Source organism: Mesorhizobium sp. ORS 3428 (assembly GCF_001854785.1).
Taxonomy (GTDB): domain Bacteria; phylum Pseudomonadota; class Alphaproteobacteria; order Rhizobiales; family Rhizobiaceae; genus Mesorhizobium.
The window spans coordinates 47425-71471 of record NZ_MDFL01000068.1; the positions used below are offsets into that span (position 1 = coordinate 47425).

The 24047-nt window shown below is 65.9% G+C and carries 27 protein-coding genes; 12 read left to right on the top strand and 15 right to left on the bottom strand.

The annotated features are described in order from the left end of the window. Window position 1 precedes the first annotated feature (1 nt). Window positions 2-832: a substrate-binding periplasmic protein gene (locus ORS3428_RS07930; RefSeq protein WP_071096355.1), complete on the bottom strand. Its 831-nt coding sequence runs from the start codon at window positions 830-832 to the stop codon at window positions 2-4. A gap of 199 nt (window positions 833-1031) precedes the next feature. After that, window positions 1032-1721, bottom strand: coding sequence for an SDR family NAD(P)-dependent oxidoreductase (locus tag ORS3428_RS07935; RefSeq protein ID WP_071096206.1), 690 nt, complete (start codon window positions 1719-1721; stop codon window positions 1032-1034). A gap of 461 nt (window positions 1722-2182) precedes the next feature. Here ORS3428_RS07935 and ORS3428_RS07940 point away from each other — a divergent pair, with 461 nt between their 5' ends. Further along, window positions 2183-3298, top strand: a complete 1116-nt coding sequence (locus tag ORS3428_RS07940; protein WP_071096208.1) for an anhydro-N-acetylmuramic acid kinase — start codon at window positions 2183-2185, stop codon at window positions 3296-3298. On the opposite strand, the gene ORS3428_RS07945 is transcribed toward ORS3428_RS07940, so the two are convergent. Together ORS3428_RS07945 and ORS3428_RS07950 are read right to left on the bottom strand one after the other, a co-directional pair. Continuing rightward, a complete protein-coding gene (locus ORS3428_RS07945) occupies window positions 3299-3724 on the bottom strand; it encodes a GNAT family N-acetyltransferase (protein WP_071096211.1) in 426 nt (141 codons plus the stop codon). A gap of 59 nt (window positions 3725-3783) precedes the next feature. Next, window positions 3784-4971 (bottom strand): MFS transporter, encoded by a 1188-nt coding sequence (locus tag ORS3428_RS07950; protein ID WP_071096213.1) that lies wholly within the window; start codon window positions 4969-4971, stop codon window positions 3784-3786. A 48-nt stretch (window positions 4972-5019) separates the two neighbouring features. Here ORS3428_RS07950 and ORS3428_RS07955 point away from each other — a divergent pair, with 48 nt between their 5' ends. After that, window positions 5020-5559 (top strand): Lrp/AsnC family transcriptional regulator, encoded by a 540-nt coding sequence (locus ORS3428_RS07955; protein WP_071096357.1) that lies wholly within the window; start codon window positions 5020-5022, stop codon window positions 5557-5559. Window positions 5560-5622: 63 nt separating this feature from the next. Here ORS3428_RS07955 and ORS3428_RS07960 read toward each other — a convergent pair whose 3' ends face one another. From ORS3428_RS07960 to ORS3428_RS07970, 3 genes are all read right to left on the bottom strand, one after another. Next, window positions 5623-5937 (bottom strand): EthD family reductase, encoded by a 315-nt coding sequence (locus ORS3428_RS07960; protein ID WP_071096215.1) that lies wholly within the window; start codon window positions 5935-5937, stop codon window positions 5623-5625. Window positions 5938-6047: 110 nt separating this feature from the next. Then, entirely contained in the window at window positions 6048-7334 is a 1287-nt protein-coding gene (locus tag ORS3428_RS07965) for a D-tagatose-bisphosphate aldolase, class II, non-catalytic subunit (protein WP_071096218.1), read from the bottom strand. Further along, window positions 7331-8278 carry a sugar kinase gene (locus tag ORS3428_RS07970; RefSeq protein WP_071096359.1) on the bottom strand — a complete coding sequence of 316 codons (948 nt, stop codon included), beginning with the start codon at window positions 8276-8278 and terminating at the stop codon, window positions 7331-7333. The genes ORS3428_RS07965 and ORS3428_RS07970 overlap by 4 nt, the downstream gene beginning before the upstream one ends. Window positions 8279-8515: 237 nt before the next feature. On the opposite strand from ORS3428_RS07970, the gene ORS3428_RS07975 reads away from it, so the two are divergent. The 6 genes from ORS3428_RS07975 to ORS3428_RS08000 all read left to right on the top strand — a co-directional run bounded on the left by ORS3428_RS07975 (window position 8516) and on the right by ORS3428_RS08000 (window position 14109). Further along, window positions 8516-9532 (top strand): LacI family DNA-binding transcriptional regulator, encoded by a 1017-nt coding sequence (locus ORS3428_RS07975; RefSeq protein ID WP_071096220.1) that lies wholly within the window; start codon window positions 8516-8518, stop codon window positions 9530-9532. 168 nt (window positions 9533-9700) lie between these two features. Next, window positions 9701-10777: a Gfo/Idh/MocA family protein gene (locus ORS3428_RS07980; RefSeq protein WP_071096222.1), complete on the top strand. Its 1077-nt coding sequence runs from the start codon at window positions 9701-9703 to the stop codon at window positions 10775-10777. Then, window positions 10777-11595, top strand: a complete 819-nt coding sequence (locus ORS3428_RS07985) for a sugar phosphate isomerase/epimerase family protein (RefSeq protein WP_071096224.1) — start codon at window positions 10777-10779, stop codon at window positions 11593-11595. The genes ORS3428_RS07980 and ORS3428_RS07985 overlap by 1 nt, the downstream gene beginning before the upstream one ends. Then, window positions 11595-12413 (top strand): alpha/beta fold hydrolase, encoded by an 819-nt coding sequence (locus tag ORS3428_RS07990; protein WP_071096226.1) that lies wholly within the window; start codon window positions 11595-11597, stop codon window positions 12411-12413. The genes ORS3428_RS07985 and ORS3428_RS07990 overlap by 1 nt, the downstream gene beginning before the upstream one ends. Further along, complete coding sequence (locus ORS3428_RS07995) at window positions 12410-13132, top strand: ribulose-phosphate 3-epimerase (RefSeq protein ID WP_071096227.1); 723 nt, start codon at window positions 12410-12412, stop codon at window positions 13130-13132. Before ORS3428_RS07990 ends, ORS3428_RS07995 begins: the two co-directional genes overlap by 4 nt. Then, a complete protein-coding gene (locus tag ORS3428_RS08000) occupies window positions 13132-14109 on the top strand; it encodes an ROK family protein (protein ID WP_071096229.1) in 978 nt (325 codons plus the stop codon). Before ORS3428_RS07995 ends, ORS3428_RS08000 begins: the two co-directional genes overlap by 1 nt. 43 nt (window positions 14110-14152) lie before the next feature. On the opposite strand, the gene ORS3428_RS08005 is transcribed toward ORS3428_RS08000, so the two are convergent. Together ORS3428_RS08005 and ORS3428_RS08010 are read right to left on the bottom strand one after the other, a co-directional pair. After that, a complete protein-coding gene (locus tag ORS3428_RS08005) occupies window positions 14153-14713 on the bottom strand; it encodes a hypothetical protein (RefSeq protein ID WP_244507889.1) in 561 nt (186 codons plus the stop codon). A 131-nt stretch (window positions 14714-14844) separates the two neighbouring features. After that, window positions 14845-15672 carry a class I SAM-dependent methyltransferase gene (locus ORS3428_RS08010; protein ID WP_071096231.1) on the bottom strand — a complete coding sequence of 276 codons (828 nt, stop codon included), beginning with the start codon at window positions 15670-15672 and terminating at the stop codon, window positions 14845-14847. 78 nt (window positions 15673-15750) lie between these two features. Between ORS3428_RS08010 and ORS3428_RS08015 the strand changes: the two genes are divergently transcribed. Further along, window positions 15751-16734 carry a LysR family transcriptional regulator gene (locus ORS3428_RS08015; RefSeq protein WP_071096233.1) on the top strand — a complete coding sequence of 328 codons (984 nt, stop codon included), beginning with the start codon at window positions 15751-15753 and terminating at the stop codon, window positions 16732-16734. 14 nt (window positions 16735-16748) lie between these two features. Here the strand turns inward: ORS3428_RS08015 and ORS3428_RS08020 are convergent, their stop codons facing one another. Further along, window positions 16749-17666 carry a LysR family transcriptional regulator gene (locus ORS3428_RS08020; RefSeq protein ID WP_071096235.1) on the bottom strand — a complete coding sequence of 306 codons (918 nt, stop codon included), beginning with the start codon at window positions 17664-17666 and terminating at the stop codon, window positions 16749-16751. Between the two features lie 106 nt (window positions 17667-17772). Here ORS3428_RS08020 and ORS3428_RS08025 point away from each other — a divergent pair, with 106 nt between their 5' ends. Beyond that, window positions 17773-18411, top strand: a complete 639-nt coding sequence (locus ORS3428_RS08025) for a DsbA family protein (RefSeq protein WP_071096237.1) — start codon at window positions 17773-17775, stop codon at window positions 18409-18411. A gap of 31 nt (window positions 18412-18442) precedes the next feature. Beyond that, window positions 18443-19051: an NAD(P)-dependent oxidoreductase gene (locus ORS3428_RS08030; RefSeq protein ID WP_071096240.1), complete on the top strand. Its 609-nt coding sequence runs from the start codon at window positions 18443-18445 to the stop codon at window positions 19049-19051. Between the two features lie 52 nt (window positions 19052-19103). On the opposite strand, the gene ORS3428_RS08035 is transcribed toward ORS3428_RS08030, so the two are convergent. Continuing rightward, window positions 19104-19937, bottom strand: coding sequence for a helix-turn-helix transcriptional regulator (locus tag ORS3428_RS08035; RefSeq protein ID WP_071096242.1), 834 nt, complete (start codon window positions 19935-19937; stop codon window positions 19104-19106). Between the two features lie 98 nt (window positions 19938-20035). Here ORS3428_RS08035 and ORS3428_RS08040 point away from each other — a divergent pair, with 98 nt between their 5' ends. Then, entirely contained in the window at window positions 20036-20938 is a 903-nt protein-coding gene (locus ORS3428_RS08040) for an SDR family oxidoreductase (protein ID WP_071096244.1), read from the top strand. Window positions 20939-20961: 23 nt separating this feature from the next. Here ORS3428_RS08040 and ORS3428_RS08045 read toward each other — a convergent pair whose 3' ends face one another. The 4 genes from ORS3428_RS08045 to ORS3428_RS08060 form a co-directional block, all read right to left on the bottom strand. Next, window positions 20962-21669: a GntR family transcriptional regulator gene (locus ORS3428_RS08045; protein WP_071096246.1), complete on the bottom strand. Its 708-nt coding sequence runs from the start codon at window positions 21667-21669 to the stop codon at window positions 20962-20964. Between the two features lie 119 nt (window positions 21670-21788). Further along, window positions 21789-22535 carry an aspartate/glutamate racemase family protein gene (locus ORS3428_RS08050; RefSeq protein WP_071096248.1) on the bottom strand — a complete coding sequence of 249 codons (747 nt, stop codon included), beginning with the start codon at window positions 22533-22535 and terminating at the stop codon, window positions 21789-21791. Between the two features lie 10 nt (window positions 22536-22545). Continuing rightward, complete coding sequence (locus ORS3428_RS08055; protein WP_071096250.1) at window positions 22546-23268, bottom strand: ABC transporter ATP-binding protein; 723 nt, start codon at window positions 23266-23268, stop codon at window positions 22546-22548. Next, window positions 23265-24044 (bottom strand): ABC transporter ATP-binding protein, encoded by a 780-nt coding sequence (locus ORS3428_RS08060; RefSeq protein WP_071096252.1) that lies wholly within the window; start codon window positions 24042-24044, stop codon window positions 23265-23267. The genes ORS3428_RS08055 and ORS3428_RS08060 overlap by 4 nt, the downstream gene beginning before the upstream one ends. Between the last annotated feature and the right edge of the window lie 3 nt (window positions 24045-24047).

The following is a 24047-nucleotide window of genomic DNA, read 5'->3' on the forward strand; positions in this document are numbered from 1 at the left end:
GTCAGGCTTTGCTCCTCAGGCGATAGCGGGCGATGATCTCGTCGGTGCTGAGAACCTGCTGGCCGCGGGCGAGATCGAGATAGAGATCGACAAAGGCCGCAAGATGCGGATTGTCCGGCCGGACGCCGATCGCGATGGTATCGACCTTGTCCGTCAGCGTGATCGAGCGCGCGACGACCGTCATCGACGGATCGTCGACCATCAGCTTCTTGATCTCGAAATCGTCGCGATAGGCCATGTCGATCGTGCCGTTCCGGATCGCATCGACGACCATGTCCCAGCCCGCGAAGCGATGGAGCTGCGCGTGCGGGAAGGTCGTGGCCGCATAGGTGGCGAATGAAGAACCTTCGATCACGCCGAGATCGCCCGAAAAGTCGCGGATGAATTGCTCGGGCGGCTTGCCTTGCGTGATACGCGCCAGGTTGAGGCGGTTGGCGAGCAGCCCCTGGTGCAGCATGGCGTAGGGCCGGGAATAGAGGATCGAGCGACCGCGCCGGAGGGTGCGGCTGAGCTTGCCGATCGCCAGGTCCGCCTGACCGGACATCAGCAGCTTCACCATGCCGTCGAAGGTTACGGCAGATCGGTCGAACACCGGCTCGACGGCGAGCTCCGCGGCGATACCGCGGGCCAGTTCCATGTCTATGCCCTTGTCGCCCGACCCATCGGCCGGAAAGAACGGATCGGAGGCAAACGCCGGCATGGCGATGCGCAGCTTGTTGTCGCTCGTGATGGGAGTTGGCCAGTTCTCAGCCTGAGCGGTCGCCGCCTGTGCCTGCGCGAGCACCAACCCGACGCTTCCGGCCGTAAGCAACGTGCGACGTGTAAGCGACATGCGCATTCTCGATTCGTGAAAGAGAGGCGGACAACAAATCTGAGCAACTCGCAGTATGCACGGCGAGGTTAAACAAACGTGTCTTTTAAGGCTTTAAATATTACTAGTAGACAAAGCAACGCGACGCCGCTGAACGTGCCGTTCCACTAATCTATCAAGCCGCCCGGCGTCCGCTGATCGCGCAGCCGGGCTCGGTTCGTCAGAACGTCTCGACCCATGGCCTGAGCTCGACTTCGAAGCTCCAGGCGCTGCGATGCTGGCGATGGACCGCGAGGTAAGTCTCGGCGATCGCGTCGGGCGAGAGGCGACGATCCGGGCGATCGGGATCGGCGGCTTCTCCGCGCGGCTCGATCTGGCCGTCGATGATGAAATGCGCGACATGGATGTTCTTCGGGCCGAGTTCGCGCGCCAAGGACTGAGCCAGGCCGCGAAGCCCGAATTTCGGCATGGCGAAGCCGGCCGAACCGGAAAAGCCCTTGAGGCTCGCGGTGGCGCCGGTGAACAGGATCGAGCCGGAGCCGCGGGCCATGAGTCGGCGGGCAGCCTGCTGGCCGACGAGGAAGCCGCCATAGGCGCCGACGAGGAGGGCCTGCTTGACCGCCTCTGGATCGAGCCCGGCAATCGGGCCGCGCGTGCGGCCGCTGGCATTGAAGACGGCAATTTCGAGCGGGCCGGCCTTGTCCGCCGTCTCGAACAGCCGCGCGACGGAGGCAGCATCCGACACATCGGTCTCCACTGCCTGCGCGCCCGTCTCCTGCACCAGCGCGGCCAGCTTGTCGACATTGCGGGCGGCAAGAACAACGCTGTAGCCCTCCTTGCTAAGGAGCCGCGCCAGCGAAGCGCTGAGGCCCTGCCCCGCGCCTGCGATCACCGCGACATTCGCTGCCATGTCGTTTCCTCCCGACGTGTTCTTCGRCCGCTGCCGATGATCGCACAAGCTCGCGCCTTATGCGGCAAGTGGCAAGAACGGCTTTGCTCGATTTTCATCGTTCGGCGCAAAAAGCAGCCGGCACGTGCAGCAAGCCCATCAGGACTAGGGCAATCGCCTCGGACAAACGACAGGTCGTCGATGTCGGCGCTGCCCCTCATCCCCCTGCCGGGGCCTTCTCCCCGTATAGTGACGGGGAGAAGGGGACTGGCCGCGCGCTCGGCACCTCTCTTGCAACGCTTGAGATTGGCGAAACCATCGATGAGAGCGCCCCTTTCCCCGTCACTATACGGGGAGAGGATGCCGGCAGGCAGGTGAGGGGCGGCGCCGACATTTGGAAGCAATTCAAATCCAGAAGCGAAGGCTTGCCTGCCGGACCGATCCGTCCGACAYGTGGTCCAACGGCGATTCGAGGAGCGACCATGGAACCAATCTGGGCCGTCGGCCTGATGACCGGCACGGTGCTTGACGGCAATATCGACGTGGCGCTGATCAAGACCGATGGCGAGCGCATCGCCGATTTCGGGACCTATACGCTCGCCCCCTATCCGCAATCGATCCGCACGCTCCTCGAGGAAACGCTGCGCCAGGCGAGGGCGTGGAATTTCGAGGGGCAGGAGCCGGCGATCTTCCGCGAGGCCGAGGAGGCGCTGACGCGCGCGCAGTCGGCCGCGGTCAAGAATCTGGTCGAAAGCCAGGGGATGACCATGGCCGATATCGGCGTTGTCGGCTTCCACGGCCAGACCGTGCTGCACCGCGCCCCGCAGCCGGGGCGGATCGGCCGGACCCGCCAGCTCGGCGACGGGGAATTGATGGCCGCTCTGCTCGGCACCAAGGTCGCCTATGATTTCCGCTCGGCCGATGTGGCCGCCGGCGGGCAAGGCGCGCCTTTAGCCGCCGCCTATCATGCGGCGCTGCTCAAGGAGGCGGACCCCAGCGGCGACACCGCCGTGCTCAATCTCGGCGGCGTCGCCAACATCACCTGGTGGGACGGCAAGGACCTGATTGTCGCCTTCGACACCGGGCCGGCCAACGCGCCGGTCAACGATTTCGTCAAGTCGAAGGGTCTGGGCGAGATGGACCGCGACGGCAGGCTGGCGGCGGCCGGCACGGTCGACGAGGCGAGGCTCGAGCGGCTGCTTCAGCATCCCTATCTCACCAAGCCTTATCCGAAATCACTCGACCGCTTCGATTTCACCGCCGCAATGGCGGACGGGCTCGGTGCGGAGGACGGCGCAGCGACGCTGACGGCCTTCACCGTCGCGGCTGTCGGCAAGGCGCTCGACCTGTTGCCGCACCGGCCGAAGCGGCTCGCAGTCAGCGGCGGCGGCCGCCGCAACCCGACGATGATGGCGATGCTTGAGAGCCGCGCCGGCGTCGAGGTAGTGCAAGCCGAAACGCTCGGCTGGAAGGGCGACGCGGTGGAAGCGGAGTGTTTTGCTTTCCTCGCCGTGCGGGTGCTGCGCGGCCTGCCGATCAGCTTTCCCAGCACCACCGGCGTGCCGCAGCCGATGCGCGGCGGAAAGCTAGCCGGCTGATCAAGAAGACAGCTTCTTCTGCAGAAAAATGCGGCTGCGGCCGGCGGGAAAATCAGCCAGCGTGCCGAAGGGCCGGTAGCCCTGGCGCTGATAGACCCTGGCGGCGATCGGATTGAAGGTGTCGATCCAGGCGCCGTGGCAGCCACGCGCCACCGCTTCCCGCTCGGCGGCGTCCAGCATGCTGGCGGCGATGCGCCGGCCGCGCAGCTTCTCGTCGACCCAGAGCCATTGCACGTAGAGCCAGCCCCAGGCGGTGTAGCCGGATATGCCGGCGACGATCACGCCGGCATCGTCGCGCACGAGGACGGCGAGTGTCTTGCGGCCCGAGGCGCCGACATCGCTGTCGTTGAAAGCGGTCAAGCCTTCGCCGACGCGGGCGAGATCCTGCGGCAAGGGCTCGGCGGTGATCTCGAGCGTCGTCTTCATCGTGGCTCCCGTGCGGTTCGGAAGCCAGCCTTAGCCAAGGAGCGAATGYAGACGCAAGCCTATTGCCGTGCACCACCCGAGCGCCATGCCGCGGCCGACGCTGCCACCAGCATCAGCAAGGCGGCGACCAGCGCGCAGTTGGCGAAGCCGAGGCCCGTATAAAGCGGACCGAAGCCGGCGGTGCCGACGGTGACGGCGAGATAGGTGACGGCGCTGTTCAGGCCCATGATGGTGCCGCGGCGCGCGGGGTCGAGCGCGGTCAGGCGCATGACCAGAACGTTGAGCCCGAAATGATTGGCAAGGCCCCATACGGCCACCGTCGCCATGAGCAGGCCGAAGCCGCCGCTGGCCAAGGCCATTGCGACATAGACGGCGGYGACCAGCAGATAGGCGAAGGGCATGACGCGACGCGCGCCAAGGCGATCGATGATGCCGTCAAGCAATGCCGCCGCGCCGAAGCCGAGGCCGTAGGCGATTGCTGCCAGGCCGTTGGCGCTGACGGGTTCGCCGAGATCCTTGTRGAGGTGGTCGCCAAGATAGCCGTAGACCCCGTAGAAGGCGGTCATGAAGGCGCCACAGGCGATCAGCAGCGGCATGATGCCCGGCACAGCGAGAGCGCCGAGCGGCGACGGCGCCGGACCGCCCTTCCTGGCGTCGCGCAGCGAGCTGACCGACAGGCCGGCGACGGCGGTTGCGGCGAGAAGCGCAACAGCGGCGAAGACGGCGCGCCAATGGATGAGATCGGCAAGCACGGCCGACAGCGAGACGCCTGCGACCATGGAGAGAGTCCAGCCGGTCAGCACGACGCCGATCGTGCCGCTCTCGCGGCCGGGCGGCGCGATCGCCGCCGAGCTCGCATAGATCGCCGGCATGGCCACGCCCGCGGCGATGCCTGCAGCAAGCTGGGCCGTGATCAGCGTCGTCACCGTCGGCGCGAGCGCGCTGGCGACCAGCGCCAGCGCAAGCAAAAGCAAGGCGCCCTGCAGCATGCGGCGCGCGCCGATCCTGTCGATGTAGCGGGCAAGGAAGAGCGCGCTGGCCGAAGTGCCGAGGCCGAAGGCCGCGGCCGCCGTCATCACCGCCGGGACGCTCGCCCCAAACGATGCGGCCACCGCCGGCGCGATCGGTCCGAGCACGAGCGAGTTGGAGCCGATGACGGCGATGCAGCCGGTGAGCAGATAGGCCGCCGCCGGGATCGGCGCGCGCGATGTGGCAGCCAGAATTGCTGATTGATCACTGTTCGACATTTCTCCATAATGGCCGAATTAAATTCAGCATCAATGGAGAAATTCCATATGGACGCAGAAAAAGATGACATTCAGCGGAACAGGCAGCCGACCCGCGATCTCGACCCGATCGACCGAAAAATATTAGGCGTGCTCGTCGACGACGCGACCATCAGCTATGCCGAGCTCGGCGACCGCGTCGGCCTGTCGCCGCCGGCGGCGCATGAACGGGTGAAGCGGCTGAGGCGCAGCGGCGCCATCCGCGCCGCGTCGGCGATCATCGACCCGAAAGCGGTGAAGAAGCCGCTGCTCGCCTTCGTGCATATCGACACCAGGGGCTGGGGCAAGACGCCGGAGCTGATGGCGATCTCGGAATGCCCTGAAGTCGAGGAGATCCACTCGGTCGCCGGCGACAGCTGCATGCTGCTCAAGGTGCGCACCGAGGACACGCGGGCGCTCGAAGGCCTGCTGTCGCGGCTCTACGAAACGCCGGGCGTGGTCTCGACGCGCAGCTATGTGGTGCTGTCGACCTATCTCGAACGGCCGGTGCAGCCGGACATCACAGCGGAATGGCCGACGCCCAAGCACATGGCGACGCCGGTGTACTAAAACCGTCGACGGTCGCAATCTCTGATCCTGACCGGTCGACGGAATCGGACAAGGAAGCTGGGCTCAAACTTCCTTGCTGTCGAAAAGGAACATTTGCACGCCCGAGTCGTCAGGCGCATAAATTCGGCGATCCGCTCCAGCCGCCTGCCCCTCCGGGCTTGCGAACGCCTTTTCAATCGCCGCGAGGTCGTCGAAATACAGCGTTCCGATCCGATGAATCTTGGACGTTCCGACCGGCGTCGCGATGGGACCGTCGCTCACCTCGTATTTCCTCAGACCTGGAATCTTCTTGGCCAGAGGCACGTGGATTTCGAAGTAGTGCCGGTCAAACGTTTCGACGTCCTTCGGTGGCGGGTAGATAACGACCATCCGGGCCATTGCGGTGCTCCTTCTGTTTCGGACACACCAAGGACGACTGAAAGGGCGGGAACGGAACGCGACCGAGAAGATTTTAGAAAATCATCTCGAAGGGATGCGCTTTGCGCCGCTTATGGGTTCGTGGCGACGCGATAGATGTCGAGGACGCGGGTGACGCTGCCGATCAGAAGCTCATGCGCGGTCGGCCTGATGCCGCCGGCGCCGACCTCCGCATCGAGATGGCCGAGATACTGGCTGATCAGCGGGCGCGGGATCTCCCGATCGCCGAGCGCCCCCAGCAACGCTTCCACCGCATGCTGCGCGTCGGGCGACGGCCAGTAGTAGCGGATGCGGTCGCTGAAGGAGAAATGCCGCTGCAGGCGCTGCTCGCCAGGCGTGCCCGGATAGTATTTCAGCCAGTTGCCGGGTGACGCCTGCATGACGCGTTCCATCGTGGCGGGCAGGCTTTCGCGCGACGGATCGGGCACCAACTGGTCGCCGATGTGACTGAGGCCGTAGAGCGCCTCGCGCAGCGCGAAGGTGAGCCACGGGCCGACCTTGAGGATGGCGAAGCCGTCACGCACGAGCCTGGCGAGCGCTTCAGCCGGCTGGTAGTCGGTCGAATGCGYCTCGAAGACGAATTGCGGCATGCGCTCCAGCACCTCCACCAGCTTCGCCGCCTTCTGAGGCGCGTAGGCGATGATGTCGGCATTGCCGAATTCGACACCGGGCTGGACGACGACGCCGACGGCACGAGCAAAGGCGGCATCGAGGCCGAGGCGGGAGAAGGCCTGACGGTGGACTTCGACGGTGCGGAGCGCATCGGCAGGCTCGGTCAGATGCATATGGTCGAGCGCTTCCAGCGCACCGCCGGGAACCGGCACTTCGGTGCCGATGATGTAGACCGGTTTCGGGCCGGCCGTACGCACGACCGCGGCCTCGGCAATCGCTGCAAGCTCGGCCGCGCGCGCGGCTATGGTCTCGTCGGCGAGCGGCACCGGGTCGTCGGCGCAGGCCATGCTGGTGTCGAGATGAAGCTTGGTAAAGCCGGCCGCGGCATAGGCGTCGATCATGGCGGCCGCCTTCTGCATCGCCTGGGCCCCGGGCAGATGCTTCCACGGATTAGGTCCCAGATGGTCCCCGCCAAGGATCAGTTGCTCGAGTGGAAAGCCGGCGCTTATCGCATGCGTCTCGACGAAGGCGCGGAAGGCGGCCGGCGTCATGCCGGTATAGCCGCCCTCATGGTTGACCTGGTTGCAGGTCGCCTCGATCAGCACATCGGCGCCATAAGTTGCGCCGTGGCGGAGCGTCGCTTCGATCACCAGCGGATGCGCCGAGCAGATCGAGGCGATGCCGCCCTTCCCGCCCGCAGCGCGCCGGCTGGCGATCCCGGCAAATCTTGCCGTCGCGCCGGTCATGCGTGCGCCCCCGCCTCGGCGATGAAGGCCTCGACATCGGCGAGCCGATGGATGCCTTCCATCGGCCCCTTGGCGGTGACCGCAAGCGCGCCGCAGGCATTGGCGATGCGCAGCGCATCGGCGGGCGCGGCGCCGCGCAGCCAGAAGGAAACGAAAGCGGCGCCGAAGCAGTCGCCGGCGCCGGTCGGGTCGACTTCCTTGACGGCAAAGCCGGGCATGGCGACCGTGCCCCGCCGGTCGTGATAGGCGGCGCCGTCGGCGCCTTTCTTCAGGACGATTGAGGAGATGCCGCGCGCCAGCAGCTCACCCACCGCGCCCTGTTCGTCGCTCGCCGAGGAAAACAGGAACAGCTCGTTTCCGCTGGGCAGGAAGACATCTGTCTGCGCCAGCACCTTGTCGAGCGATTCACGCATGCCGGAAGCCTGCATGATCTCGCGCCGGATATTGGGGTCGAAGGAGACTGTTCCGCCCCTGGCCTTCACGGCCGCGACCGCGGCGAGCGCGACTTCGGTGGCGCGGTCAGAAAACAGCGAGGAGCCCATGACATGGACATGGTCGGCGCCGTGCAAAAGCCGCTTTGCCGCATCGTTCATCTCCAGCAGGCCGGCGGCGCTGTTGCGGATGTTGAAGACGAAATGCCTCGAAGCATCGGCCCGGTAGGTGACGAAGGCCGTGCCTGTGGCATGGCCTTCATGCACGGCGATTGCCGAAACATCGGCGCCGAGCGCGCGCAGCCTCTCGATGTTCAGCCGGCCGAAATCGTCCTTGCCGACGGCGCCGACAAGGCCCGCGGGCTGGCCGAGCGCCGCCGCCTGGCCGATGAAGATCGCCGGCGCGCCGGACGGGAAAGGCCCGATGAGCGGCCCCGGCTCGAGAAAGCTCTGGCCGATGCGCTCAGCCATGATCTCGACGAGGATCTCGCCGGCTGAGACCAGCTTCTTCATCATGTCCTCCCAGCATTCGCCTTGCACGGCGTATTCCTTGAAAACTGAATACGGCTTGCGCTTTTTCACGTCAATTAACAAATTTACGCATGCAATAATTTATCTCAACGCGTTGAAATTTTCAGAGCTTCCTGTAAAGTTTCAACTTGCAGTCGCGCGCCGGCGCGCCCTATGTAGCGCCGGGGGGGGGCGCATGGACCAGCACCGGATATCCATGTCGCGAGGATTTGGACGCCGATGACGCACAAGACGATGGAGGATTTCGCCCGCGCCTGCGGCGTCTCGCGGCCGACGCTGTCGAAATATTTCGACGATCCGGCCAGCGTCAAACYGGCAACGCGAAAGCGCATCGAGGATGCGCTGCGCTCGTCCGACTACCAGCCCAATCTCTTCGCCCGCAATCTCAACCGCAAGCGAACCCGCAGCATCGGCATCGTGGTGCCGACGGTGACCGATCCCTTCTATTCGGAGATGGTCAGCCGCATCGAGCTCAGGCTGCGCGATGAAGGCTATTGGCCGATCGTCATTTCCTCGCACGGGTCGAGCGAACTCGAAGCGGAGGCGACACGGACCATCCTGTCGCTGAAGGTCTCGGGCGCGCTCATCGCCCCGCTCGGCCGGCGCTCGGATCAGCGGGCGATCGAGAAGCTGACGCAGGCGATCCCGATCGTCTATTTCGACACCTATCTCGAAGGCGACACGCCTTTCGTCGGCAACAACAATGTGCAGAGCATGTCGACCATCGTCGATTATCTTTGCCGCTCGGGCGAGGCTCCGGTTTATTTCGACACACCCCATGTCAACCACAATTCGCGCGAGCGCGTGGACAGCTACATCAATGCCATGCGCCGGCTTGGCCAGGAGCCGGTCGTCTTCGGCAACACCGACGACTACACTTGGGATTTCGAGCRCATCGGCTACGAGCAGACTGAGAAGATGCTGGGCAATGGCGGCCTGCCGGGCAAGACCATCCTGTGCGCCAACGACCGTCTCGCCTTCGGCGTGATGGCGGCCGCCTTCGCGAAAGGTCTGAAGGTCGGCCGCAAGGCGGATTGCGACCTGCGGGTGGCCGCCCATGACGACCATCCGCTCAGCCGCTACACCTGCCCGGCGCTCACCACCATGGCGCAGGATTTCGCGGCGATGGCGGGACGCAGCGTCGAGACGCTGYTTTGCCTGCTTGACGAGGACGGCGCGGCCGTCGCGCCGAAAGTCAGCCTCGACGCAACGCTGGTGATGCGCCAGTCGGCCTAGACTTCAGTCACCGATGACCGAAGCATCCACCAAAGGCGCAACGGACAGGTTTCAGGATCCGCTGCCCGGCATAAGTCATGATGCGCGTAAAATTCATCTAGAGCATATGAAAACGCAGTCGCAACATTGGAGGCCGCCAGATCATGGGCAGCCACGGAGCCTGAGACGATGATCCGCAAGCAAGACCGTCGCCTTCGTGTGGGTGTGCTGGGCTGCGGGCCGATCGCGCAGTTCGCGCATCTGGAATCCTGCGTGAAGGCGAGCAACGCCGACCTCTACGCGATCTGCGATGCGGCGCCCGATCTGCTCGCTCGCATGGGCGTGACCTACGAGCCCGAAAAGATGTATGCCGACTATGACGAGATGCTCGCCGACCGCGACCTCGAGGCGGTGATCGTCGCCACATCGGACGCCTATCACGTGCCGATGTCGATCAAGGCGCTTAAAGCCGGCAAGCATGTGCTGTGCGAGAAGCCGATCGGCGTCTCGGTCGAGGAGGGCGRGACGCTCGCGGAAGCGGTCAAGCGTTCCGGCAAGGTGCTGCAGGTCGGGCACATGAAGCGTTTCGATCCGGCACTGGAAGCGGCACGCGATTTCGTCCGCGACGAGATCGGCGAGATCCTGGCGCTGAAGGCCTGGTACTGCGATTCCACCCATCGCTACACCAATACCGACGCGGTGCAGCCGCTGCCCATCACCAGCAAGCTGGCGAGGAAGCCGAGCGGCAATCCGAAGGCGGATTTGCGGCAGTATTTCATGCTGGCGCATGGCTCGCATCTGGTCGACACGGCGCGCTTCCTCTGTGGCGAGATCACTGCCGTACGCGCCCGTCTCAACGAGCGCTTCGGCGCCTATTGCTGGTTCGTCGAGACCGAGTTCGCCAACGGCGCGCTCGGCCATCTCGACCTGACGGTTGCGGTGCGCATGGACTGGCACGAGGGCTTCCAGCTCTATGGCGAGAACGGCTCGGTGATCGCGAAGACCTTCAATCCCTGGTATTTCCGCGCGAGCGAGGTCGACATCTTCCACGAGAAGGAAGCGACCTCGCGCAGGCCGCTCGGCGCCGACGGCCACTTCTTCCGCCGCCAGTTGGAAGGTCTCGCCGACACGGTGCTCAACGGCGCGCCGCAGCGCGGCGCCAATGTCGAGGACGGGCTCGCCTCGATCCGCGCCATGGTGGCGATCGCGCGCTCGGTCGAGAGCGGCGAGCGCGTCGAGCTTGCCGGCGTCAGCGGAGCGGTCTGATGCAGGTCGGGGTGTTCGCCAAGACTTTTCCAGGCAGCGACCCGGCCGGCGTCTTAGCTGCCGTTCGCGACGCCGGCTTCGCGGTCACCCAGTTCAACCTCGCCTGCGCCGGCCTGCCGTCGATGCCGGACAGCGTTCCGGACGAAGCAATCCGCGCCATCGACGCAGCCGCCAAGGCTACCGGCATCGGTCTCATCGCGCTGTCGGGCACCTACAACATGGCGCATCCGGACAGCCGGGTGCGCGACGACGGGGTGCGGCGACTGGCGGTCATCATCGAAACGGCAGCCAGGCTATCGATCCCGCTCGTGACGCTCTGCACCGGAACGCGCAACGCCGAGGACCAGTGGGTGCACCATMCCGACAATGCCGATCCTTCGGCCTGGGCCGACATGGCGCGCGAGATGGAGAAAGCCGTGCTGCTCGCCGAACGCCACGGCATCGATCTCGGCATCGAGCCGGAGCAGGCCAACATCGTCACCTCGGCCGACGATGCCGTGCGGCTAATTTCCGAGATGGGCTCGAAGCGGCTGCGCATCGTGCTCGACCCGGCCAATCTCTTCGAACAGGCGAGCGCCGATGAAGCGCGCGCTATCGTCGCCGAGGCGGTCGAACGCACGGCGGGCCACGTCTCCCTGGCGCATACCAAGGACCGTTTCGCCGACGGGCGTTTCGCCACGGCCGGACAAGGCGTGGTCGACTTCGCCGACTTCATCGTCCGGCTGAAGGCCACCGGCTTCGACGGACCGCTGATCACGCACGGTCTCTCTGCCGCGGAAGCGCCGGGCGTAGCCCGATTCCTCAAGGGGCTGCTGTGATGGGCACGCTGCGCCGCGACGGCGCCACGCTCCGTGTGACCGACACGGGCGAAGGCCCGGCGGTCGTCTTCCAGCACGGGCTGGGTGGCGGCGAGGCGCAGGCCGCGCAGACTTTTCCCACCGGCTTCCGCCGCATCACGCTGGAATGCCGCGGGCACGGCGGCTCCGGGTTCGGCGAGCGGCGGCCGTTCTCGTTCGAGATGTTCGCCGACGATGTTCTTGCCGCCGCCGACCAGGCCGGCCTCGACCGCTTCATCGCCGGCGGCGTCTCGATGGGCGCGGCGATTGCGCTCAGCCTCGCCTGCCGTCATCCGCGACGCGTCGCCGGCCTCATCCTGGTGCGGCCGGCCTGGACGTTTTCCGCCGCGCCGCAGAACATGCAGCCGATCGCCGAGGTCGCCGAGTTGATCCTCGAACATGGAGCCGACAAGGCGCGGACGATCTTCGCGCAATCGGAAACCGCCACGAGGCTCAATCGCGAGGCGCCAGACAATCTCTCCTCGCTGCTCGGCTATTTCGACCGGCCGGACTCCAAGGCCTTCGCGCAGGTGCTTGCCGACATCGCCGGCGACGGCCCCGGCGTTTCCGAACGCGACGTGGCCGCGCTCGACATTCCGGCGCTTGTCGTCGGCAACGCGGTGGATGCCGTGCACCTACTGTCGGCCGCCCACGCGCTTGCCGCCGCGATGCCAAACGCGACCCTCGCCGAGATCACGCCCAAGGCGCGCGACAGCGCCAGGCATTTCAGCGAGTTGCACGCGCAAATCGCCGCCTTCCTGCAAACCCACTCGAAAGTCCGGAGCCGCATTTTCTCATGACCGGCAAACCCCTATCCGGCCCCGCCGCCATCGCGGCGCTTCCGCGCGATCGGCTGATCGGCGAGTTCTCGCTGTGGTCGGCGGATCTCGCCAATATGGAGCGCGACCTGAGGCGCATCGAAGCGCATGCCGATCTGCATCATATCGACGTGGCGGATGCCCGCTTCACGCCCGGCTTCCTGTTCTTTCCCGACATGGTGGCGCGCATCGCCAGGCTGACGGCGAAGGCCATCCATGTGCATCTGATGGTCGAGGCGGAAATCGTCGAGGCGCAGACGCGCCAGTTCATCGAGGCCGGCGCCGATCTCGTCACCATCCATGCCGAGAACGGCGAGGCGGGCCTGCGCGCCGTAAGGCTGGCGCATGAGCTCGGCGCCGAGGCCGGCGTCGTGCTGCGGCTGGAAACGCCCGTCTCCGCCATCGTTCCTTTCCTGCCGGAGGTCGCCTTCGTGACGCTTCTCGGCACCTCGATCGGCGTCAAAGGGCAGAGCCTGTCGGATCAGGCCTGTCCGCGGCTGATCGAGGCGCGTGCACTGATGAGGCAAGCCGGCCGCGAGGCCGACATCCTGCTTGCCGCCGATGGTGGTATCCGCCACGACACAGTGCCGCTGCTGCGCGCCGCCGGCGCCGACACTGTGGTGCTGGGCTCGCTCGCGTTCGGCGATCCGGACCTCGCGCAGCGCATGGCCTGGCTGCACGGACTGAAGGCCGCCGGCTGATGAGCACGCTTGCGCTTGCCTTCGATCTCGGCGGCACGGAGCTGCGCGGCGCGCTGGTCGAGCGCAGCGGCGAGGTCATCGCCCGTGTCTCGGAGCCCACGATGGCGGGCGCCGGATCGAAAGCGGTGATCCGCCAGATCATCGCGCTGGCGGAGAGGCTGCTCAATGAGCACCCGCAGGCAAAGGTCATCGGCCTCGGCGCATGCGCGCCGGGCCCGCTCGACCCCAAGGCGGGCATCGTGATAGCACCGCCGACACTTGCCGGCTGGCACAATGTGCCGCTGATGGACATCCTCAGCCGGCAGTTCGGCCTGCCGGTGCGGCTGGAGAACGATGGCAATGCGGCGGCGCTCGGCGAATGGCGCTTCGGCGCCGGGCGGCGCACCGACTCGCTGGTCTTCGTCACCGTGTCGACCGGCATCGGCGGCGGCGTGGTTGCCGACGGTCGCCTCTACCACGGCAGGCGCGGTCTCGCGGCTGAGATCGGCCACATGACAATCACCGGCGAAGGCGACCGCTGCTTTTGCGGCAATATCGGCTGCTTCGAGGCGGTCGCCTCCGGTACCGCGCTCGGGCGCCGGGCGACGCAGCTCACCGCGCCAGGCGACGGCTCGCTGCTCAGGTGCCTTTCGAAGGGCGGCGACGTCTCGGCTCGGCACGTCGTCGAGGCCGCGCGCGCCGGCGATGTGACCGCGCACGAACTCGTCGAGGCGGAAGCGCGATGGCTGGGCATCGGCTTCACCAATCTCCTGCATCTCTATTCGCCGGACCTGATCGTGATGGGCGGCGGCCTGGCCAAAGGGTTCGACCTTCTGGCGCCGGGCATCAGGGCGACGGTCGAGGAGCGCGCCATGCCAGCCTATCGCGAAGTTCCGATCGTGCCGGCCGAGCTCGGCGACCGCGCCGGCCTGGTCGGCGCCGCGAGTCTGATCCTGTGGGAAGGTGAGCCGCGCACGGCGCCGGCGCCGCTGACCTGAGCAAGAGACGCCGGCGGATTTGATCTCGCGCCGGCGGCCGAGATCATCGAGCGGATGACGGAGAGCCGCGGGAACTGAGGGCGCCACCTCTTCCCTCATCGCCGGTGCCCGGCGTGGCCTGTGGCAGAGGCCGCGCCAGCAGATAGAAGGCGGCAACGTGCGTGATCATCAGCAAGGGCACATAGACGATCGGGATCGCGTAGGTTGCTCCCAACTGTCCCGCCAGATCGGGAAGATCGAGCACGGTGCCGTGGTAATAGTCGACGACAAGGTCGACGATGCCGACCAGATTGAACGCGACGACCGAGGGCCAGAAGACTGAGGGTCTCCGCACAGTAAGCAGCGCCAGCATGGCCAGCAGCCCGGTAGCGAAGTCGCCATAGGCGGCGAAGGCAGCAAAGCCTGCGGGCAGGTTCGGACCGACAACGCCCGGCAGCAGGAAGACCAGCCCGAAGAAGCGGAAGCTGTGCAGCGCGGCGATCGCGCGCTGCGCCTCGACGCGATCCATGAGCCTGAGCCTTGGCCAGATATAGGCGCCGAAGCAAAGCAGCCACGGGACATAGCCCAGCACGAGATGGATGTTGAAGATCGCCGCCGGTGACATTTTTCGTCTCCTCGCTCACTATTTGCTTGCGCAATTCCGGACGGAAAACCGCTGCACACTTTTCCTGGAATTGCTCTATTTACTTACGCAATTCCGGACGGAAAACCGCTGCACACTTTTCCTGGAATTGCTTAGTTGGCTGGAAGGGCCTCGAACACGGCTGTCAGGACGCCCAGCCGGCCTTCCATGAGATTGCGTCCGAGATTGGAGGCAAGGTCCACGAAGCCAGATCCCATGACGACGCCGAGGTTCAGCGACGGGGGCGGTCCGGACGCCCGGAGCTCGGCGAACCAGGATTTGGCGGCCACAGTGTCGTCCTGCTGGACAAGGGTGGCGAATCCTGCAGCCTCGATCGCCTCGCGCGTCGCTGCCGCCGACAGCAGGAAGCTTTCTCCGGGCGTCTTCGCCCATGGAACCGGATAGTGCGGATCGCCGCCGTTCAGCACCACATCGAAGGTCGCGAATTTTCCACCCGGCTTCAGCACGCGCCTTATTTCGCGGTAGAGCAGCGGCCTGTCGGCAATGTTCATCGCCACATGCTGCAGCAGCACGACGTCGAAACGGCCGTCGTCGAAGGGAAGCGCCAGCGCGCTGCCGGCCGTGAACGACACCTTCGCGCTCTGCCCCGTCCGTCCGGTCAGATATTGCGCAGCCTCGACGAAGGGCTCGCTGAGGTCGATGCCCACRACGTCGCAGCCATAGGTCGCGGCGAGAAAGCGCGCCGGCCCGCCGACGCCCGATCCGACGTCGAGCACCACCATCTCGGCCGTGATGCCGGCCAGACCGGCGAGTTCCGCGGTCGCCGCGAGGCCGCGCGTGTGGAACTGGTCGAGGGCTGCCAATTGCTCGGGTTTTAGCCGCGGTTCATCCGGGCCGAAAACTGCCAGGGCCGTCTTCAAGCGTTCGRCCAGGCCGGTCGCGCGGTAGTGATCGCGCACACGATCGAGATTATCTGTCATTGCCATTCCTCCAGGCTTGCAGCAGCAGAGATAAGACAGCTTTCGGCCAGCAACTATCCGCGATAATGTCGATGGGCTATGAAGCAGAACTTCACAGTCAGGCATGGCGCGCTCGATGGCGTCGAGGCGTTCCTAAGCGTCGCCAGGCACCGCAACTTCCGCAAGGCGGCGGCGGAGCTCGCCGTCACGCCGTCGGCGATCAGCCAGGCGGTGCGGGCGCTCGAGGCGCGCATCGGGGCCGCACTCTTCATCCGCACGACGCGCAGCGTCGGCCTCACCGAGGCCGGCGAGCGTTTCCTGTCGCGCGCCGGACCGGCTTTCGAGGAGCTGATCGCCGCAAGCGACGTCGCGCGCGAATTCGGCAAGCGCCCAACCGGATTGCTGCGCCTCTCGGTGCCGCCGGCGGTGATGCCGATCCTGCTCGAGCCGCTTATCGCATCCTTCTGCCAAGCCTATCCTGAGATCGAGCTGGAGATCGTTGCAAGCGGCGAGCTAGTCGACCTCGCGACCGGAGGCTTCGATGCCGGCATCCGGCTCGGCGAGCTCGTCGCCGCCGACATGGTGGCCGTGCGGCTGACCCCGCCCTTCCCGCTCGTGGTCGCCGGCAGCCCCGACTATCTGCGCCAGCGGAAGCGACCGGAGCGCATCGAAGACCTGCGCGGCCATGCCTGCCTGCGCATGCGCCGCTCGAACGGCTCGGTCGCCCCCTGGCGCTTTGCCGACGGCAACAAGACGGTCGAGGCAATCGTCGCCGGGCCGCTCATCGCGCATGACTACCCCACGCTTCTTGGGGCGGCGATCCAGGGCCTTGGACTTGCACAGGTTCCTGGCCCGCTCGCCGGCGCATCGATTGCGGACGGCCGTTTGCAGGCACTGCTGACACCCTTCGCTGTCTCCTCGCCAGGGGCTTTTCTCTACTACCCCGAAAGACGGCAGGTCCTGCCGAAGCTTCGCGCGTTCATCGATCATGTCCGCCTTCACAGCGGCGGCGACCCCGCGCGAAAACGAATGGGGAAACGGCGGTCGCCCGAACCCGGCGCGGCAAAAGCGGCCGACGGCTGAAGCGGTGAATCACGTCAGGCTGGACTGGAGCGTCGCGCCCGTTTCCTCTCTGCCGCCGCGAGGAGGTCCACGAAGGCGCGGACCTTGGCCGGCCGGTAGCGGGCCGGCGGAAACACGGCATGGATGCCGCCGGCGGGCAAGGTCCAGTCGGCGAATACCCGGACGAGGCGGCCCGCGGCGATTTCGTCCTCGACGGCAAAGTCGGGAAAGATACCGAGCCCGATGCCGGCGAGTACGCAGGCCTGCACGGCCGGCGTCTTGTCGCAGACGACGATCGGATTGAGTTCCGTCAGGACCGTCTCGCCATCCTTCGAGAATTGCCACTGGCCGACGCCGCGCAGTTGCGCGTTGGCAACCCATGGCAACGATTTTGCCAGCCTGGGGCTTGCATTCTGCGGCAGGCTGGCCGCCAGCCTGGGTGCCGCGACGACGACCTGCTGCAAGGTTCCCAGGCGCCGCGCCTGGTTGCTGGAATCGGCGAGCCAGCCGATGCGGATGCCGAGGTCGATCTGCTCGTCGACCAGATTGCTGATGGCATCGTCGAAGATCGCCTCGACCTTCATCTTCGGATATTTCCTGAGATATTCGGCGATGGTCGGGGCCACCACTTTCGCGCCGTAGTCGAGCGACGTGGTGAGGCGCAGGGTTCCCGTCGGCTTGCCTGTACTTTGCGAGATGTCGCCATAGGCGGCTTCAGCCTCGCGCAGGATGATGGCCGCGCGGTCGTAGAACAGACGCCCCTCCTCCGTCGCGGTGACGCGCCGCGTCGTCCGCCGCAGCAGCGTCGCGCCCAGCTCCTCCTCCAGCTTGCCCACCTGATGGCTGACCACGGCCTTGGCAACATCGAGACGGTCGGCAGCGGCAGTGAAGGATCCGGTCTCCACGACGGTGGTGAAGTAGACAAGCCGGTTGAGGTTGAGAAGGTCGGCCATCGGATTTTGTCTGATTGGATCAGACAGTTTGTATGATTGATCGCTGTTTTTCGCAACCGGCCGAATTGCCATCTAGCCGCGACGACGCTGCCTAGACGAGACGGCCATGACCGATGCCACCGTGACCTATCTTTTCGACCCGCTTTGCGGCTGGTGCTACGGCGCCACGCCGATGCTGGACAAGCTTGCGGCGAACGGCATCGGGCTCACCCTGCTGCCGACCGGGCTCTTCGCCGGCGCCGGCGCCTGGCCGCTGGATGCGGGCTTCGCCGCCCATGCCTGGGCCAACGACCAGCGCATCGAGCGGCTGAGCGGGCAGCGCTTCACGCAGGCCTATCTCGACAATGTGCTGAACGTGCGCGGCACTTTGCTCGACTCCAGCGCCGCAACTCTCGGCATCACTGCGGCCGGCCTCGAGGATCATCAGCGGCGGCTGCCGGCGCTGAAGGCCATCCAGCATGCCCGCTATGTCGACGGCCRCGACATCGTCACGCCGAGCGGCGTCGCCGCGGTGCTGGCCGACGCCGGCATGACGGACGCTGCGAGGCTCGTCTTGGYGCCGACCGATAGCCTGCTCGCCGCCACCCGCGACCTCGTCGGCCGCGGACGTGCCCTTTTCCAGAGGCTCAACGCCAATGGCGTCCCATCGCTCGCCGTCATCCGCAACGATGCGCCTCGGCTCATCGGTTCGAACGCGCTCTTCGGCAGCTACGACAATCTCGTCGCCCATCTCCAGGCGGCCTGATCCCGCCCCTCCCCAAGCAGAAGGAAATACCATGAAAATCGCCCTTATCGGCGCGTCCGGCCATGTCGGCTCGCGCCTTCTCAAGGAACTCTCCGATCGCGGCCATGCCGTCACCGCCATCGCCCRCAACCCCGAAAAGATCGCGCAGCTCCCGGGTGTGACCGCGGTGAAAGGCGACGTCTTCGACAAGGACGGCCTCGCGGCGCTGATCAAGGGGCATGACGCCGTGATCAGCTCGGTGCATTTCACGGCCAGCGATCCCGACATGCTGATCGCGGCGGTGCGTGCTTCGGGCGTCAAGCGCTACCTCGTCGTCGGCGGCGCCGGCAGCCTCGAGGTCGCGCCGGRCAAGCGCCTGGTCGACACGCCGGAATTCCCCGCCATCTACAAGGAGGAGGCGCTCAAGGGCGCCGATTTCCTGGGCGAGCTGAAGACGGTTGCCGACCTCGACTGGACCTTCCTGTCGCCTTCGGCCCTGTTCGTGGCGGGGGAACGTACAGGCAAGTTCCGGCTCGGCAAGGAGGCGCTGCTTTCGACCGACAAGGGCAGCAGTATCTCCTTCGAGGACTATGCCATTGCCATGACCAATGAGATCGAGAAGCCCGAGCATATCAGGCAGCGCTTCACCGTCGGCTACTGAGGCGACCGCTTTCAGCTCCTTGTGGCGGGTCGCCGGCCATGGCGGACCGCCACTACGCGGTGTGAGACGCGATCAACGATTGGATGCGTTCGGCGTCCGCGCGCCTGACGGGATTGTAGACGATCATGCCGAGTTCCGGACGGCCATCGACCGCGAAAACGGAGAACTCCAACTCGATCAGCCCGATCTCGGGATGCCGCAAACGCTTCACACCTTCGCCATGCGCCGGCACGACGTCATTGTCCCGCCAGAGCGAGGCGAACTCCGGACTGATCCGGGAAAGCTCCTCGACGAGTTCCGTGATTTCCGCGCCGGCGCCGGCCCGAACGGCATCGGCCCTGAAGGAGCCAACCACGAAGCGGGCGACACTCTCCCAATCGTCCTGCGCGTCGCGCACGCGCGGGTTGCCGAACATCAGGCGCAGGATGTTGCGCTGCTCGCGCGGCAGCTTGGAATAGTCGGTCAGCATCGCCGCCGCCGCACGGTTCCAAGCGACCACATCCCATGTCGCGGTCTTGATGATTGCCGGGCTTGGTTCGAACGCGTCGAGGACGCGCTGGAGGCGTGGCGTGACGCTGTCGACGTTTTTGTAGCAGACTTCCGGCGGCCGCCCGAGCCCCAGCATGAACAGGTGCTCGCGTTCGGGTTCGGTCAGCATCAGCCCGGTCGCGATGCGGTTCAACACATCGGCAGACGGCGCGCCGCCCCGCCCCTGCTCCAGCCAGGTGTACCAGGTCGGGCTGATATTGGCGCGCTGCGCCACCTCTTCACGGCGCAGGCCTTGCGTGCGCCGCCGCCCCGTGGCGAAGCCGAAGGCGGCGGGATCGAGGCGCATGCGGCGATCGCGAAGAAAAGTGCCAAGCTTGTTGGTCGTGCCGACGGGCATTCCGATCCTGTTGGCTATTATACCATGATAAAGTCACTACTTTAACAGAATGACTTATAGCGCAAGAAGGGCCTCCGAACAACAAGCGGAGACCTCCCATGCGTGTATTTCTTACCGGCGCAACCGGCTTCATCGGTTCCAGAATCGTGCCCGAACTCCTTGCCGCCGGRCACAAGGTGCTTGGCCTGACCCGCTCCGAGGCCGGTGCGCGGTCTCTTGTGGCCGCGGGCGCCGAGCCTCATCGCGGCGACCTCGAAGACCTCGGCAGCCTGCGCGACGGCGCGGCCAAATCGGATGCGGTGATCCACACCGCCTTCGACCACAATTTCTCGAATTTCGTGGCGAATTGCGAGAAGGACAAGCGGGTGATCGAAGCACTGGGCGGCGCGCTTGCCGGCTCGGACCGACTGCTCGTCATCACATCCGGCGTCGGCATGGGCAGCGGCGAGCCCGGGCAGCCGGCCAGGGAAGACGTGTTCAACACCGAGCATCCCAATCCGCGCATCCTGTCGGAGCTTACCGGCGCGGCGATGGCTGAGAAAGGCGTCAAAGTATCGGTGGTGCGGCTTCCGCAGGTGCATGACACGGTCAAGCAGGGCCTCATCACGCCGCTGGTGGCGCTCACGCGCGCCAAGGGCGTGTCGGCCTATGTCGGCGAGGGGCGCAACCGTTGGTCGGCGGCGCATGTCCTGGATGTCGCGAAGCTCTATCGTTTGGCGCTAGATAAGCAGGAAGCCGGCGTGCGCTACAACGCCGTCGCCGAGGAAGGCATCGCCATGCGCGAGATCGCGGAAGTGATCGGCGCCGGTCTCAACGTGCCGGTGGTTTCGCTCGCGCCGGAAGAAGCGGCCGGCCATTTCGAATGGCTTTCCATGTTCGCCGGTCTCGATACGCCGGCGTCGAGCGAGTGGACGCGTGCGAAGCTTGGCTGGCGGCCGACCGGCCCCGGGCTCATCGCCGATCTCGAGCAGATGGACTATTCGCAGGCGGCAGCGGCGTAAAATTAACGGGGCACACGCCTCCTTCAGGCGCGCAGCAGATCCGCCAGGCTGTCCGACTTCTCCACCTTGTCGGTGAGGTCGAGCCCGGACAGCAGGTCGACCAGATGGCTGTTCATCAGCGCCGCGGCGTCGGCGCTGTCGCCGGCCTCGATCGCGTCGACCAGCGCATGATGGGCATGCTTCTCGCAAGTCGCGTCGCGGCGCTTCCAATAGAGCGCGATGATCAGCGAGGAATGCGAGACGAGGTCGCGCACGAAGTTGGTGAACACCGAATGCGCGGCGATCTCGGCGATGCCGACATGGAAGCGCRCCGACAGCATGATGGCGTCGCTGTCGCGGCCCGCATGCAGCGCCTCGTGCTCCTTCTCGAGATGCTTGCGCAGCTGCGCGATGTCGGACGGCACGGCCGCCTTGGCGGCAAGCGCCGCGACCTTGGGCTCGATCAGCGCCCTCGCCTCGAACACCTCCCGCGCCTCGATCTTCGACGGCTGGGCGACGAAGGCGCCGCGATTGGGCTCCAGCCGCGCCAGCCGGTCGTGCGCCAGCGCTTGCAGGGCGGAGCGGATGACGGTGCGGCTCACCGAATAGATCGAGGCCAGTTCGTCCTCCGGCAGCTTAGTGCCCGGAGCGAGCCGATGGCTGACGATGGCGTCGCGGAGCGCATAGTAGATCGGCGACCAGCGCGCTGCCGGCCTGTCGTCGCGATCTTCTTCCCTGAGTACCGTCAACATGCTTTCACTGCGCAGGCCCGAYGTGGCCCGTTCTGCCCCCAAATCGCCAGCAGCCAGTCCAATCTAATGGCGCTCGCGCCCCGGTCAATCCCGAGGGGATCCGATCTCCCGGGGCCGTGCTAGCCCGGCGAGCCGGCGCCCATAGGCGATGCAGGCGCGAAAATTCCCGCGAAACGCTTGCCGCGAGGAACCGCATAGCCGCCGACCTTCGACGTCCTCAGTCCCACCTTGAACAGGCTTTCGGCCAGCGTGACCGCGCAGACAACGCCGTCGAGCACCGGAACGCCGTGCTCTTCCGACAGGCTATGGGCCAGATCCGCCATGCCGGCGCAGCCAAGCACGATCGCCTCGGCGTGATCCTCGCGGATGGCGCGCGCGATCTCGTCCGAGATCTTGTGCCTCGCGTTCGAGCCGGGCTGTTCCAGATCGAGCACGGCGACCTCCGAGGAGCGCACCCTGGCGCAGCGCGAGGCAAGCCCGTATTTCGCCAGATTGTGTTCGATGGCGGGAACCGAGCGGGCAAGCGTGGTGACGACGCTGAACTTGCCGGCGACGAGGCTAGCTAGATGGAAGGCCGCCTCGCCGATGCCGATGACGGGAGCTTCGCTGGCGCAGCGCGCAGCATCGAGCCCGGTGTCGTCGAAGCAGGCGATCACATAGGCGTCCGCTTCCGGCGCCTTGCCCATCTCGGCGATGATGCCGGGAATTGCAAAGACCTCGTCGAAATAGCCCTCGATGCTCGGCGGACCGTCGGCCRGATTGACGGCGATGATTTCGGTTCCCGCCGACGCGACGCTCGCGGCCGCCTTGCCGATCTTGCCGGTCATCGAAGCGGTCGTGTTGGGGTTGATGACGAGTATGCGCATTAAATCAGCCTCAGATCTCGCCGCCGAGATAAAGACGCTTGACCCGATCGTCGGTCAGCAGTTCGGCGGAGTTGCCGCTCAGCGCGACGCTGCCTGTGGTCAGCGCATAGGCGCGCTGCGAAATGCGGAGCGCCATGCGGGAGTTCTGCTCGACCAGGAGAACGCTGACCTTCTCGTCGCGGTTGATCGCGACGATCGAGCGGGCGATGTCCTGCACGAGCTTCGGCGCGACGCCGAGCGAGGGCTCGTCGAGCAGCAGCAGCTTCGGCTTCGCCATCAGCGCGCGCCCGATGACCAGCATCTGCTGCTCGCCGCCGCTCATCGTGCCGGCGGCCTGCGAGAAGCGTTCCTTCAGCCGCGGGAAGCGCCCCAGCACCATCTCCATCGTCGCCGCGATCTCGGCCTTGCTGGAGCGCGTGAAGGCGCCCATCAGGAGATTGTCCCTGACCGTCATAAAGGGGAAGACGCGCCGTCCCTCCGGCACCATGGCAATGCCCAACTTGACGATCTTGTCCGGGGCGGCGCCGTCGATGCGCTTGCCATTGTAGTGGATCTCGCCGGACCTGATCCGGTTGAGGCCGGTGATGGCGCGCAGAATCGACGACTTGCCGGCGCCGTTGGCGCCGATCAGCGCGACGGTCTCGCCCTCGTTGACCTCGAGCGAGACGCCCTTCAGCGCGTAGACATGATCGTAGTAGAGCTCGACGCCGGCGAATTTCAGGATCTGGTTCATAGGCCGATCGCCTCGTCTTCGCTGCCGAGATAGGCTTCGATGACCTTCTCGTTCGCCTGGATTTCCGACGGCGTTCCCTCGGCGATCTTCTGCCCGAAATTGAGCACCACGATGCGGTCCGAGATCTTCATCACGGCCGGCATGTCGTGCTCGACGAGCAGGATGGTGAGGCCGAGATCGCGCAGACGCCGCACCATCGCCACCATGCGCATCGTCTCCTCGTGGTTCATGCCGGCGAAGGGCTCGTCGAGCAGCAGGATCGAGGGATTGGTGGCAAGGCCGATGGCGATGCCCAGTGCCCGCAAATGGCCGTGCGGCAGGTTGCGGGCGATCTCATTGGYGAGCGAAGCCAGGCCGAGCAGCGCCAGGATCTCGTCGGCGGATTGCCCGAAAGCCGCTTCATCGGCCTTGGCCGTGCCGGTGCCGAGGAAGAAGCCGACGAGACTCGCCTTCGAGCGCAGATGGTGCGCGATGATGACGTTGTCGCGCACGCTCATGTTCTTGAAGATCGTCGTTTCCTGGAAGGTGCGCACGACCCCCTTGCGCGCGGYGATATGCGGCGCCATGCCGGAGATGCGTTCGCCCTTCAGGCGGACCTCACCCGACGTCGGCCTGAGGAACGACGAGATCAGCTTGAACAACGTCGACTTGCCGGCGCCATTCGGGCCGATCACCGAGAGGATCTCCTTCTCGCGCACCGAGAAGGAGACGTTGTTGACCGCGACGAGACCGCCGAAGCGTTTGCTGATGCCGGAGACTTCGAGCATTTCGGCCATGGC

Coding starts and splice junctions, on each gene's coding strand:
- ORS3428_RS08020 (WP_071096235.1), bottom strand. CDS start 17,666: ATGGCCGACCTTCTCAACCTCAACCGGCTTGTCTACTTCACCACCGTC.
- ORS3428_RS07990 (WP_071096226.1), top strand. CDS start 11,595: ATGGGCACGCTGCGCCGCGACGGCGCCACGCTCCGTGTGACCGACACG.
- ORS3428_RS08035 (WP_071096242.1), bottom strand. CDS start 19,937: ATGCCCGTCGGCACGACCAACAAGCTTGGCACTTTTCTTCGCGATCGC.
- ORS3428_RS07945 (WP_071096211.1), bottom strand. CDS start 3,724: ATGAAGACGACGCTCGAGATCACCGCCGAGCCCTTGCCGCAGGATCTC.
- ORS3428_RS07940 (WP_071096208.1), top strand. CDS start 2,183: ATGGAACCAATCTGGGCCGTCGGCCTGATGACCGGCACGGTGCTTGAC.
- ORS3428_RS07995 (WP_071096227.1), top strand. CDS start 12,410: ATGACCGGCAAACCCCTATCCGGCCCCGCCGCCATCGCGGCGCTTCCG.
- ORS3428_RS07970 (WP_071096359.1), bottom strand. CDS start 8,278: ATGAAGAAGCTGGTCTCAGCCGGCGAGATCCTCGTCGAGATCATGGCT.
- ORS3428_RS07930 (WP_071096355.1), bottom strand. CDS start 832: ATGTCGCTTACACGTCGCACGTTGCTTACGGCCGGAAGCGTCGGGTTG.
- ORS3428_RS07960 (WP_071096215.1), bottom strand. CDS start 5,937: ATGGCCCGGATGGTCGTTATCTACCCGCCACCGAAGGACGTCGAAACG.
- ORS3428_RS07955 (WP_071096357.1), top strand. CDS start 5,020: ATGGACGCAGAAAAAGATGACATTCAGCGGAACAGGCAGCCGACCCGC.
- ORS3428_RS07935 (WP_071096206.1), bottom strand. CDS start 1,721: ATGGCAGCGAATGTCGCGGTGATCGCAGGCGCGGGGCAGGGCCTCAGC.
- ORS3428_RS08000 (WP_071096229.1), top strand. CDS start 13,132: ATGAGCACGCTTGCGCTTGCCTTCGATCTCGGCGGCACGGAGCTGCGC.
- ORS3428_RS08015 (WP_071096233.1), top strand. CDS start 15,751: ATGAAGCAGAACTTCACAGTCAGGCATGGCGCGCTCGATGGCGTCGAG.
- ORS3428_RS08055 (WP_071096250.1), bottom strand. CDS start 23,268: ATGAACCAGATCCTGAAATTCGCCGGCGTCGAGCTCTACTACGATCAT.
- ORS3428_RS08005 (WP_244507889.1), bottom strand. CDS start 14,713: ATGTCACCGGCGGCGATCTTCAACATCCATCTCGTGCTGGGCTATGTC.